Genomic DNA, 13,359 nt, shown 5'->3' with positions numbered 1-13,359 from the left:
ATAGATTTATTATATAAATTTATTCATTTTGAAATTATTCTTTAATTATTTAGTCAATATATTAAAAATTTGAAGAAATAAACTTATAATTAGTTTATAAGGAGGGGAAAATATGGAAAATAAGAAAACTGGTGAAGTGTATACTCCTAAGGAGACTGTGAAAAAAATATTAGATTTAGCTTTGTATTTTAATGAAAATATTTTGAAAAAATATGTAATTGACAATTCATGTGGAGAAGGTGCATTTTTATTAGAAATTGTAGAGAGATATATAGATTCTGCTAGAAAAATTGGACTTAATAACTTATCTATTTGTAAAGATCTTGGAAAATATATTCATGGTATAGAAATAAATAGGAAAAGTTATTTAAAAGTAATTGAAAACCTAAATAATCTTCTTTTGCAAAAAGGCATTAAGAATAAGGTTGAATGAAATATAATTAATGAAAATACTTTAGACGTAACTCAATTTAATAATAAAATGGATTTTGTAATAGGTAATCCTCCATATGTAAGAATTCATGACTTAGACTTTAATTATAAAAGTTTTGAATTTAGTAAAAAGGGTATGACTGATCTATATATTATTTTTTTTGAATTAGGTTTAAAAATGTTAAATAAAAAGGGCAAATTAGCTTATATAACTCCTAATTCTTTTTTGAGTAGTGAATCGGGTTTGCAATTAAGACTTAAACTTTTGGAAAATAATTTAATAGAAAAAGTATTAAATCTGAGAAATGATAACCCTTTTAAAGGAATAACAACTTATCCTATCATTACAATTTTAAATAAAAATAAAATTTCAGCTGATGTAGAAGTATATAATTCAAACTATGATTTTGAATATAAAATAGAAAAATTTAATTACTGGATTCATAGTAAATTCTTTTTTGAAAAATCTTATGAGTTAGAGTTCATTAAGCAAATATTAGATTGTAAAAATTTGGAGTTTGATATTCATGTAAGAAATGGACTAGCTACAAATGCAGATAAATTATTTTATAATCCTAGTTATAAAGGAAAATTTATGATTGATGCAATTAAGGCTTCAAGAGGAGCAAAAACAAAACTTTTTTACCCATATGATAAAAAAGGCAATTTAATTGAATTAGAAAAGATAGAAAAATATAATTTAAATATGTTTAAAGTTCTTAAAAAAAATAAGTCTTCTCTTATTAATAGATCTTTAGAAGATGAAAGTAAGTGATATGGTTTTGCTAGATCACAGGGTATTAAAGATGTCTTTAGAGATAAATTATCAATAAATACTATAATTAAGGATTTGGATAGTTTAAAAATTGAATTAGCAAATTCAGGAGTAGCAGTTTATTCGGGATTATATGTATATTCTAATACAATTGAATTAAACGAAATTGCTGAAATGATTAGAGATAATGAATTTATAACATATATTAAGTGTTTGGGTAAAGATAAAAGTGGAAAGTATTATTTCATTTCTTCACAGGACTTAAAAACTTATTTAAATTATGTTTATAATAATAAAAATAAAAATAAACTTATTAAAGGGGAAATGAATCATAATGAACAACGATTTACTGAGGGTATTAGAGGAAACAATTTATTCAATAAATAAACCAAGTCATAAAAATAATAAACGAAGTGCAAAAAAAGTAGATAATTTACATTATGCAGTTCAAAGACATTTATCACTCAAACTTGAAGATAGTAAATATAAGATTTGAACTAAAACTGTAGATAAAAAGGAATATAAAGTAAACGGTTTCTTTTTTAAAAAAAATTCGGATATAGTAATCTTAAATAAAGAGAAAGATAAAGTTATAGCCACAATTGAGTTTAAAATGCCTTTGTCTAGTGTACAAAAAAATACAATAAATAGTATTACAAATATGATTGGTGAATCTACAAATATTCAATTAAATGGGATAAAGACTTTTTGAATATATTGTATAAGAGAAGTAACACCAGTATTTAATAAAAATGGAGTTATCCAAAGTTTTTATAAATTTGATACATCAAAATATATAAACTTATATGAAAAAAAACATAACTCAGGTGTAGCACTTCCATATGGTCTTTCATTAAACATATACAAAGATAATTTAGAACTTGAGAAGTTTAGAGAAGAAAGAGATATAGGTATAAATTTGGATAGAATTCACCAAGAAAAAAGTTTATTTGTTGAATATGTGGAAGATATAAAATACAATAGAAATGGTCTATTTATAAATGATTACTTAAATTTTATTGATTTTATAGTTGAAGAGGTGAAAAGAAATGAATAAAATAGAAGATTTTATGGATATTGCTTTTGGTCAAGGACATGGAGAAAGAACAAAATTGATAATGTCGTGTCATTATATATTCTCAAGATACAAAGACACATCAAGAGCAAAACATGAATATGAAAAAAATATATCATTTTGTAATAATGAAAATCATCCTAATCTTGTTTTATATGACGAAGCTGAGGACGAAAAGAAAACTACTTTATTTTATTTGGTTAATTCAATTGAGGAATTAAATGAAAAATTAAATATAAATAAAGTATTTGTTGAAAATATAAAAAGGAATTTAATAGCTGAATTTTTATCTCCGGATTTTAAAAGTTTATTAAGTTCTATATATTATAACGATGCTTTTAATTTTGAAATTAATTTTATAATAAATGATTATATTTCTGATAATCAAATGAAATTAGTTTATGAAGATTTAACAAGTAATACAAATATTTCTGAATATGGAGATTTTAATGTTTATGATAAAAAGAAGCTTTTTATTAGATTCATGGGAGAGGAAGAATTTGATTTTAAAAAGGAATCACTTGAATATGGATTTAAATTTTATAATCCTAATAATGCAGATACAAATCTTACAAATACTTTTTTCCAAGAAACTAAGGATGAAAAAATACTTTTATGTACAATAGAGGGTGAATCTTTAATTAAGTGTCATCAAAAAAATAGTGATAAAATTTTTGATAGAAATATTAGATATAGTATATCTGGTGATGCTGCTTCTAAATCTGTTGATAATAGTATTAAAGAAACTATTATGGAAGAAGCGGAAAAGTTTTTAATTTATAATAATGGTATAACTATTGTTACTGAAGAAATGAATGAACTTGATATTAAAAATAATATAGTTTATCTTAAAAATTTTTCAATAGTTAATGGAGCTCAAACAGTTTCTAATTTAGCAAGATTCTCAAAACAAAAGGAATTGTTTGATAAAATGAGCTCTGTAAAAGTTATTGCAAAAATTATTCAGCCTAAAAATGGTAATTTTGAAAAATTAGTTGAAAAAATTACAAAAGCTTCAAATAATCAAAAACCAGTTAAACCGAGAGATTTTAGATCGAATTCAAAAGAAATGATTACTTTAAAGGAATTATTTAAAGAAAGTGGTTATATTCTTGATATAAAAAGAGGGCAAGGTACCTTAAAGGATGAAAAATATATTCAAGAAAAATTTGGTAAAAAGAATATAGAAAAAATTGTTAATGATGAATTGGGACAATATATATTAAGTTTAATACTTATGAAGCCAACAGTAGCAAATCAGAGAAAATCTAAACTATTTTCGGATGAATTTTATAATAATATTTTTAAGAATGAAAATATTAGTGAAGATTATATTTTAAAATGTTATGAATTTTATAGTTTTACATTAAAATTAATTAGAAAAATAAGTGATGATCTTAATTTTAATACGATGGAAGCTGCTATCCCCTTAAAAAAAGGAATGGAAAATTGATTGATTGCATTACTTTGAATAATTGCCAACAATATAAATAGTTTAGAAAAACTTGTTAATTTAGAAAAACTTAGCTTAATCAAAAATGAACATGCAATAGTCTTTAATGAAAAAGATATTGAAAGTTTTTTAGGATATAACTACGCAAATTTAGAGGAATTTTTACATAAATGCTTTACAGAAATTTCAGGAATTTTTGCAAATAATAGAAATGAAAAAAATGAGTTATTTAGTCCTTCCGCATTCTCATTCAAAGTTTCACTTTTTGAACAATTTGTTAAAAAAATGCTTTCTTCTATAAGTTTTTCAAGAATAGAAGTCAAAATTAAGGAATTAAAGGATATATTTAAATAATTTTAAAGTGTCTTTTTTATAAAATAGTTATATTATTATAATATAAGTTAACCAATTTGCAATATTTATAAAAGTAAAAAAATTAAGCTTACCACTAGTTTTACTGAATATAATTCTCTAAGTATACATAATGTTAAAAAAACATAAAATGTATACAAGGAGAATTTTTTATATGTCAAATGTTACAGGAAATAAATCAAATATATTAAGTATCAAACAAAAGCAAGAGTTAGTAAATAGACACTATAATGAAAATAGAACTTTTAGAGAGATATCAATTGAATATGGTGTATCGTATTCAACAGCAAGAAATCTTTGCATAAATTATAAAATATACGGAGCTGAATCTTTAATTTCAAGAACAGGAAAGCATAACAAGCATTCCAGTGTTAGGCCAAACTCTTTAGACCCAAAAGATAAGGAACTAGCAATTCTTAAAAAGAAGATTAAATGATTAGAAATGGAAAATGAAGTTATAAAAAAGTTCAATGAAATGATGGAAAATCAAAAGAAAAAATAAATTATATTTATAAAATCATAGAAGAATTTAAATACAAATATAGTATTTCAGATTTATGTAAGCTTTTAAAAATTACTAGATCAAGTTACTATAGGTGAGTTAACAATGGTAAAAAGAATTATATTATAAAAATAGACATTTATATTGCAAAAGAAATAAAGCTTCTATTTTTTAAATATAAGGGTATTTATGGTAGTCCAAGAATAACAATATGTTTAAAAAGTAAGGGGATAAACATAAGCCAAAATAAAGTAGCAAGAATAATGAGAATATATAAGATGTATTCAGTAATTAGAGTTAAAAAGATGATTAGAAAACCTAAGGAAAAGAAAAATATTACTCATGGACCCAATATTGTTAATAGAAAATGAGAAATCTATGAGAAGAATGAATGCTGAGTGACTGACATTACTTATTTACCATTAAATAATAAATTTGCTTATCTTAGCGTTTTAAAAGATGTTAAAACAGGATTTATAGTTGGTTATAAATTGTCTAACATAAATGATATAAAAATTTATAGAATACTCTTATTAATTCAATAAAATATAGAAATGACATAAGTAAACTGCTTATAATTCACTCTGATAATGGTTCCCAATATACATCATTTTTTGCAAAAAATTATTCAAGAAAGAATAATATAATTATTTCTTTATCAAGACCTGGAAATTCTATAGATAATGCAATGTGTGAAACATTCTTTTCTTCATTAAAAGAGGAATGAAAAAAAGAGTTAAAAGTAAACTCTTTTGAAAAATTGGAAAACTCTATTAGTAAATATATTCACTTCTATAATTATGAAAGAATACGAGTTAAAACTTCTAACCCTCCATCTTATGAATACTTTAATAATTGAAGCAAAATAAAAGTAATTGCATTAAATGCAATTACTTTATAAAAAAACATTTTGTATACTTGACAAAGTATATTCAGTGTCCGAAAAAATAGTACGATTTTCATAATAAGCAAGTAAGCAAGTAAGTTTTGTAGAAATGTGAAATTTAAATACTTATTTCAAACACAATATAAATATAGAAAAATTTTTACAAATACTATAAACTGGTAAAATAGGTTATTGTACTCTAACTTATTTAATATTATACAACTAAGTTTTTTTGTATAATATTAATGTAGAGAGGGTAAAACAAAAAAATTAAAAATTCAACAAATGCAATATAGCATAAAAACTAATGAAAATATAATTGTATAATAAAAAATGAATAACTAATAGAATCAGCTAGGTAGTAGTAAAATATTTTAGATGAGATAAGAAGGATTATTAATTAAGATTAAAAAATCTTAATGTTATTCATATAAAAATATAATTATATTTTATTATAGATGGAGATTGAAAAAATGGACATAAAAAAAATTAAAAAGCAAGTTGAGAATGATGAAATAAATAAGCAGGAACTAGATGTTTTTTTTGAATCAGGATTCTTTAGCGAGCTCCCACCTTGTTTTTTTGGAAAAAATAATAAAGAATTATTTATAAAAACTATATCTTTTTTTATTAATTCAAGTGATAATAATTATTCCCTGTTAGAGAAAAATGAAATTTCTAAATTTTTAAATTTCTTAAAGAAAAAAAATAAATATATAAAGCAAAGTATACCAAAAGGAACAGAGCCAACAATATTTTATATAAGTAAAAATAATGGAAATGAAAGAAAGATTTCAATACCAAATTTTTTGAGCTTTTTTGTCTCTATTATATTTCTTTTAGAGTATAAAGAGGAGATATTTGAAATAATAAATAGTAATGAAGAAAATTTAAAAAAAGTTATAGAAAAAGGTAGGATTTCAAAAGTAGAATATAAAGGTGATTCATATAATTGATATTTAGATGTTATTAAAGAGGATGTAGATGATTTAACATATATTGATAGTAAAAAAATTAAGAATAATTTTAATAAAAATAAATTACTAAAATATAAAAAAATGACCGGACTTTTAAAAGTTTTAAAAGTAGATATTAAGGAATTTTATAATAGTGTATATACTCATATATTTGGTCAACCATTTTTTACTAATTTTTTAGAGGAAAAAATTAGTATATGTAAGGATAGATTAAACTCTTTTCAAAAATCATTAGAGTCAATTGTGCAAATTCAAAATGAGAATCAAACTAATAAATTATTAACTGGACCTTATTCTTCTAATATTTTCTCGGAACTACTATTAGCTTTTATATCTAATGAATTGAAAAAGGAGGGCAATATTTCTTTTCTTCATTATAAAGATGATTTTGAATTTTATGGTGATAATGAAATTGAATTAAAAGAAATAGAAAATAAATTTAAAAAAGTAATTGGCAGAATAAATCTTAATATTAATGAAGAGAAAACAAAAGTATTAAATTCTTATGATGATTTTGACACTCAAACTATTTTTTTTAATCTTATTTTAGATAAAATTAAAGTAAGTTCTTTAAACTTAAATTTAGCATTTGATCTTATAAGTGCATTAAATTCTCTTGAAAACCAAAAAATAAAATATTGCATTATTAAGTTTAAGAATTTTATAAAAGAATTAAATGAAAATGGTCAAGAGATTGATCAAGAAGTTATAGAATGTTTATTTTCTTATTTTGTTAATTTATTATTTTTAAAATCAAATTTAGCAAGAGTATTATATGATATTATTTACTTATTAATTAACAATAATAGTGATAATGATATTATTGAAGATTATAAAATAAAAATAGAAAATTTAATTTTGAAAACAAAAAATTACGATAATTTATCTTTAATTTATCTATACTCAATTTTAATAAAATTAAAAACAAATCCAAATAATTTAATTGAAATTATTAAAAAAATTGATATGAAAATTAATATTTTTGCACTGTCTATTTGCACAAATTATTTTAACATAAAATATAAGGACATATCAGTTGAAAATATTTTAGAGCTTGAAAGACTTTTTAAGTTTTATTTAGAAAAGCAAAAACATTATAAAAATATATGATATACAAAATATTTTTATTTTTTAATCGAATTAAAAAAGTTAAATTTTAATAATAATCAAAATATTTGTGATGAACTTTTAATGACAAGTGATTCCTTTATAGAGTTTGTTTCAAAAGAAATAAATTTCATAAATATTGAAAATTTATAATATGAAAGTATAAAAAGTATAAAGTAATACTTTTTTTGTTAGTATTGGTAGGTATAAATTGTGTCCCCATTTTTTATATAATTTCGAGCAAGATAATATTTCTATCAATAAGAAGTATTGTATATAAATGAAATATTCAAATGAATTAACGATTTAAATTAGTAATAATTATTCTAATGGAATTAAATTTAAAGATGTTGTAATTAAGAATAATATAAAAACTTATTCAAGTACTTTAGACTGAATAAAAAATAAGAATGTGATAACCTAAATTTGTGAATATTATAAACTTAGGTTGTCATATTCTACATGGAAAAGTATTAAAAATATTAAAAAATGATTATGATATGAATTGTTTCAGTGTATTAGATTTTAAAGTCATAGAAGAGGAAGTCTATTAAAAAGCTGTATGTATAATGAAGTAGTAATTATATGTATTGATAAAAAAATTGCAATGTAATATCTTAATTAAAACTTCCAGTTTTCCCTTAAAGTAGTAATTGTTTCAGGTGATATTATATATAAAAATTTTTTATAGCCTTTAAAATTAACATTATAAGCATATAAAAAAATAAATTGTATTAGTTGTGAATATAATCATCTATGTATAGAGTTAGAATAAAAAAATTCTATTATAATCTATATAGAAGAGGATTTTTTTATATGGCAAATTTTAAGGGAAATAAATCTAATATAGTATCTTTGGAAACTAAAATAGAAGTTGCAAAGGATTGTGCGATTAATCAACAAAGTTGAAAGAAATTAGCAAGAAGACACAATTTTTCATATTCTGCTGCAAAAAAATGAATTTTGGGATATAAAGAGTATGGAATTGAATGTCTCAGGAAGATTTCTTCAAGAAAGGGACAAACCGCAGGAATTAAAAAAATTGATATAGAGTTAAAAAATAACCCATTTAGAAAGGAGATTCTGGAACTTAAAAAGAAAAATAAACTTTTAGAAATGAAGAATGAGACACTAAAAAAAAATCAATCAATTCCTAGAGGATCCAGAAAAAACAACAATTAAAGTATAACTATATTGAGAAAAATAAATCTGATTGATCAATTATATTTTTATGTAAAGCACTTAAAACAACAAAATCAAGTTATTACAAGTGAGTAAAAAAATAAAAGTTCTCATTTAATTATAAGTTCGATGAGGTTTTAGCCGATTATATTTTATAGATATTTAATTATTTTAATCATATTTATGGTTATCCTAGAATCAATATAATTTTAAAGCGTTTTTATAATATCAATGTTTTAAATAAATTAGTTTATAAATATATGAAGCTTTTGCGACTAAGAACGAAAATTAGAATAAAGAGAAATATAAAACCAAAAGAGATTAAAGTTAGAAACTCTAAATACCCTAATATTGTTAATGGGCAATGAAATAGTTTTGATAAAGGAGAATTATTTGTAACGGATGTTACATATTTGTCTTATGGTTATAATAAGTTTGCATATTTGAGTATTATGAAAGATTTTAATACTGGGTTTATAGTTGGATATGATATATCTATGAAAAATGATAATAAAATTCATTGATAAAAACATTGAAAATAGATGAAGGTTATATGCTAAAAAATAAAAACTTAATAATTTACTCAGATAATGGACTTCAATATACATCATTTTTTGGTCGGATGTATTGTAAGATGAATAAAATCTTTATATCTTTAAGTAGATCTGGAAAATCACTAGATAATATTGCTTGTGAAGCTTTTTTATCTTCTTTAAAAACAGAGTGACATCAAAAGAACTTGAACTCTTTTCAAGAAGTATACAATAATGTTTTGGAGTGAATTTAATTTTATAATTTTAAAATAATAATGGTAAAGTATTCTTAAAAATGCTTTAAATCCATATTTAATTTTGTTAGTAGTATCATCTGATGTACATATAATTTAAAAGTTTATTAATTTAGTTTTAAGATAACTTTTACTATCTTCAATTGTCTTAAACTTCTATTGAGACTATTAGTCTCTTTAAGGAGTCTATTCTAAAGCAAATAATTTTTTAATTTTAAAAGTTCAAATTATTTTATTGAAAACAGTTATTTTTAGAATAATAAGAAAATTATAATTAGTCTCTCCAATTGAAAAAAATATAAATCATTAATTATACAACTACTTAGAAAAGAATTAAAAAGTTTTAGAACAAAGAAAATTGAAATTAAATCAAAAATTATGAGTCTATTGAAGAACTCAGGGTATGAATTCAAAAAATACCCTATTTTATGGAACTAGTTATTATATTTATTCAAAAAATATAAATTTATTTATAAAATATTTTGAAATACTAGTAAAAAATAAAGTATCGTCATACTTTTTTTAATGCAGAAGAGCCAGATATATTTTTAAGTTTTCTTATAGAAAATAAAGAAAATACTAAATTAATGAAGAAAAATAAGTATAATAAAAATGTAAGTATTAAGTTATAATTTTTAATGCTTTAATTAAGGAAAGTTATGAATAAAAAAAACCAGAAAAGCTTAAGTAAAGAAGTAGAAAAATTGATAAATTTTAAAAATAATGATATATCTTTAACTACATTTTCAGAATTTTCATCTTTATATAGTAGTGGTATTCTAAATTTTGATCATGATACTCAAAGGAAAAAAATATGAGATATTAGTAGAGCGACTAAATTTATAGAATCAATATTACAGGAATTTCCATTTCAACCAATATATATTTCTAGAAATAAACAATATTATTCAGTAATTGATGGTAAGCAAAGATTAATTACAATGTTAAAATTTTCGGGTAAGTTTGAGGATGAGAAAATTCAGGGTGATGATACGAATATTGAAAATTTATTTTCATTAGATAAGGACATTTTAAATCAAGAATTATTAAAATTATTGGATGCAGAAGAAAATGAGATAGATTATAAATTTTTAGCTAATAAATTTGAAGATTTTAATAGCATCTTTAATAATGTAATTTTTCCAACTTATTATTTTGATAACACGGATTATGATGAGGGTAGTGAAAAAGGAGTTTTTGATGTATTTCATAGATTAAATTCAACAGGAATACCAATTGAGAACGGAGATATTTATAAGTCAAAATTATTTTCAAAAGAAAACTCTCAACTTTTTAGAGAGGATATTATAAATGCTTGCCATAATTTTAGAATTGCAATTATTGGAGAAAATAAAAATGTTATTTTGAATGATAAAGAGTGATTTTATATTTTTAAAATTTTTTGAATATATAAAAATTATGATATTGCTATTACAAAAAATTTTAATGTTAAAAGTATTGAAGATGAAATTGCACTCTTTATAAGCTCTACTGATGCAGAAGAAATTAAAGAGTTAGCTAGTTTAGTTATAAAAGCAAATGATTATTTTTTAGAAATTAAAAAAGAATGAAATAAAGAAGATTCTAAAATAAAATCAATTTTTAATAAGAATAATAGCAATGCTGAGCCATCAAATTCTTGATTAAATATGTATCCATTAATTATGAAAATAATTCAAGAAGAAAGTTCAAAACCAGATTTAACAAAATTTAAAAAAATAAAAAATCTAATTAATTTAATAAATGAGGGGAATGAACCTTTTATTATAAAAAATCAGCACGGGGAGCCTAAAAAAATGAAGTCCAAATTTACTAGGGAACCTCAAAAAATATCATTAAACTTATTCTCAATACATAAATTTAATTATAATGAAAATATGACAAATGAAGAAATCGCAGTTTCAATTAATAACTCACTCTTATAAAGAATATATAAGAAAAAAAAATAAAATTTTGGATTACAAAATATTCTTATTTTTAGTAAATTCATGTATTGAGGGTTTTATAAAAAAAACTTTAGTTTTTATTATTGAGGAATTTGAAAGAAATTTTTATAATTCAAAAGATGAAGTAGAAATTATAATTAAAAAAATTTTCTTTAAATCTCTAAATGATAAATTATCAAAAAAAGAGCGCCAAATTATTAATAAAAATATTATGAATATACATATTTATGATAGTCATGAGGATTTTGATTTTAATAATATAAGAGTTAAAAAAGGAAAATCAATATATAACGATATTGAATTTATTTTAGATATTATGAATATAAAACCTGATTTTAATATTTTAGATTCTAAAAATAGAAATTCTATAGCACATGGTGAAATTTCTTTTGACAATAAAAGCCCAATTATTGATATTAACATTAATTTTCAAAATAAAATAAAACTTAAAAAAATTATTTTTGGATATGAAAAAATTATAAATAAAGTTTTTAAATTTATAGATAATAATTTTTAAATTATATAATTAACAAGAGAATGCTAGAAAAAGAATAGACTACCTAAAAGAGACTAATAGTCTTAATAGAAGGGTTGTCATTTTTTATGCCTAAAATAATACATGAGAAAATAAAAACAATAGCATTAGAAAAATATCGAAATGGAGAAAGTTATAATAAAATAGCAAGTGATTCAGATTTAAAATCTGGATGACAAATTGTACGACTTTGAATGAAAAGATACAATATAAATAATGAAGCTAACTTTACCTCAATATTTCCAAAAGGTTTGTTATGGAACCCTATCAAATTATGTAGTATGACAAAAAATTATATTTTAAAATACTTCTTAAATTAATATAAAATATTTATGATTTCTAAAAATTTTAACTAAAAAATAGGTATATTAGATCCTTAGTAAGTTAAATACATTTAAATCAAAATTATAGCTAACTATTTTTTTATATATTAGAATTTTGTATTTGTTCAAAAAAGAAGAAAATTCAAACAGTTTTGCATTAAACCTGTTTGATAGAGGGGCTTATAGATGAATATATTGAATTTAATTAAGGAGAAGGAAAATGAATTATCTCCTCAAGAAAAAAAAGTTATTTATTTCATAAGAGATAATCTAAATAACTTCAGTGATATTTCAATAAAAAATATATCAAAGCAATTAAATGTTCAAGAGAGTGTAATAAGTAAAACCTTATTTAAGATAGGAATAGGGGGTTTTAAAAATTTGAAACATATGCTACAAGATTCATATTACTCAGCTAACAATGAATTAATTGATAACCAAAGTATTGATATATATTTTAGTAAGGTAATTGAAAATATTAACTTAATTAAAAAATCTGTAAATAGTGATTTAATTTTAGAATTATCCAATTTAATTACAAGTACTAATCCAGAAATTATTTTTTTTGCAACGGGTAAAACCGCAAAAGTTATTGAGCCATTTTTCTTTAATTTATTAGAGCTAAATTTTAAAGTAAAGTTAGAAACATCTTTATATAATCATCAAATATATGATGTGGAAAATAAACTCGTAATTATTTTCACTATTTCTGGAAATAATTCAAAGGTCTTTAGATATTTAAATTTGATCAAAGAAAGAAAACCTTTAAAAGTTGTTGGAATAAGTACAAATGAATCTTTTGCAAATGATTTGTTAGATGAACACATTTATGGAATTGTAAAGAGTTTTTTTACAGAGAACAGTAGATCAACTCCATTAATAGAAAAATACACAATTCAATTAATATGTGATGCACTTTTATTAATGATTATTTCAAAATCAAGTAGTAAACATTTGGAAATGAGAGAAAAGATTGCAACTAAAAATAAAGAATAATTTAAATAATT

Annotated in this window: 14 protein-coding genes; all 14 read left to right on the top strand. The window is 21.4% G+C overall.

Annotated elements, in window-relative coordinates:
* The first annotated feature begins 112 nt into the window (after nt 1–112).
* Nucleotides 113–1,594 (top strand): HsdM family class I SAM-dependent methyltransferase, encoded by a 1,482-nt coding sequence (locus tag AACL15_RS03765; protein ID WP_339033590.1) that lies wholly within the window; start codon nt 113–115, stop codon nt 1,592–1,594.
* A complete protein-coding gene (locus AACL15_RS03760; RefSeq protein WP_339033588.1) occupies nt 1,542–2,264 on the top strand; it encodes a hypothetical protein in 723 nt (240 codons plus the stop codon). The genes AACL15_RS03765 and AACL15_RS03760 overlap by 53 nt, the downstream gene beginning before the upstream one ends.
* Complete coding sequence (locus AACL15_RS03755) at nt 2,257–4,089, top strand: AIPR family protein (protein ID WP_339033586.1); 1,833 nt, start codon at nt 2,257–2,259, stop codon at nt 4,087–4,089. The genes AACL15_RS03760 and AACL15_RS03755 overlap by 8 nt, the downstream gene beginning before the upstream one ends.
* Nucleotides 4,090–4,261: 172 nt before the next feature.
* Nucleotides 4,262–4,609 carry a hypothetical protein gene (locus tag AACL15_RS03750; RefSeq protein WP_339033585.1) on the top strand — a complete coding sequence of 116 codons (348 nt, stop codon included), beginning with the start codon at nt 4,262–4,264 and terminating at the stop codon, nt 4,607–4,609.
* On the top strand, nt 4,540–5,154 hold the full coding sequence (locus AACL15_RS03745) for an IS3 family transposase (protein ID WP_339033583.1): 615 nt from the start codon (nt 4,540–4,542) through the stop codon (nt 5,152–5,154). Before AACL15_RS03750 ends, AACL15_RS03745 begins: the two co-directional genes overlap by 70 nt.
* A gap of 143 nt (nt 5,155–5,297) precedes the next feature.
* Entirely contained in the window at nt 5,298–5,510 is a 213-nt protein-coding gene (locus AACL15_RS03740) for an IS3 family transposase (protein ID WP_339033581.1), read from the top strand.
* 458 nt (nt 5,511–5,968) lie between these two features.
* A complete protein-coding gene (locus AACL15_RS03735) occupies nt 5,969–7,732 on the top strand; it encodes an RNA-directed DNA polymerase (protein ID WP_339033579.1) in 1,764 nt (587 codons plus the stop codon).
* A 663-nt stretch (nt 7,733–8,395) separates the two neighbouring features.
* Nucleotides 8,396–8,761 (top strand): helix-turn-helix domain-containing protein, encoded by a 366-nt coding sequence (locus AACL15_RS03730; RefSeq protein WP_339033577.1) that lies wholly within the window; start codon nt 8,396–8,398, stop codon nt 8,759–8,761.
* A 260-nt stretch (nt 8,762–9,021) separates the two neighbouring features.
* On the top strand, nt 9,022–9,288 hold the full coding sequence (locus AACL15_RS03725) for a hypothetical protein (protein WP_339033575.1): 267 nt from the start codon (nt 9,022–9,024) through the stop codon (nt 9,286–9,288).
* A 107-nt stretch (nt 9,289–9,395) separates the two neighbouring features.
* Nucleotides 9,396–9,548: a hypothetical protein gene (locus AACL15_RS03720; RefSeq protein ID WP_339033573.1), complete on the top strand. Its 153-nt coding sequence runs from the start codon at nt 9,396–9,398 to the stop codon at nt 9,546–9,548.
* 659 nt (nt 9,549–10,207) lie between these two features.
* The gene (locus AACL15_RS03715) at nt 10,208–11,473 is read left to right on the top strand and encodes a DUF262 domain-containing protein (protein ID WP_339033571.1); all 1,266 of its coding nucleotides are present in this window, start codon (nt 10,208–10,210) and stop codon (nt 11,471–11,473) included.
* Nucleotides 11,433–12,011 (top strand): hypothetical protein, encoded by a 579-nt coding sequence (locus AACL15_RS03710; RefSeq protein WP_339033569.1) that lies wholly within the window; start codon nt 11,433–11,435, stop codon nt 12,009–12,011. The genes AACL15_RS03715 and AACL15_RS03710 overlap by 41 nt, the downstream gene beginning before the upstream one ends.
* Before the next feature lie 86 nt (nt 12,012–12,097).
* Entirely contained in the window at nt 12,098–12,349 is a 252-nt protein-coding gene (locus AACL15_RS03705) for a hypothetical protein (protein ID WP_339033567.1), read from the top strand.
* A gap of 189 nt (nt 12,350–12,538) precedes the next feature.
* Nucleotides 12,539–13,348 carry a hypothetical protein gene (locus AACL15_RS03700; RefSeq protein ID WP_339033565.1) on the top strand — a complete coding sequence of 270 codons (810 nt, stop codon included), beginning with the start codon at nt 12,539–12,541 and terminating at the stop codon, nt 13,346–13,348.
* The last annotated feature ends 11 nt before the right edge of the window (nt 13,349–13,359 follow it).

Origin of the sequence: Spiroplasma endosymbiont of Cantharis rufa (genome assembly GCF_964019665.1) — a bacterium.
Taxonomy (GTDB): Bacteria; Bacillota_I; Bacilli_A; order Mycoplasmatales; family Mycoplasmataceae; genus Spiroplasma_A.
The sequence above is the reverse complement of the archived record's forward strand: the minus strand, read 5'-3'. Positions and strand labels throughout refer to the sequence as shown.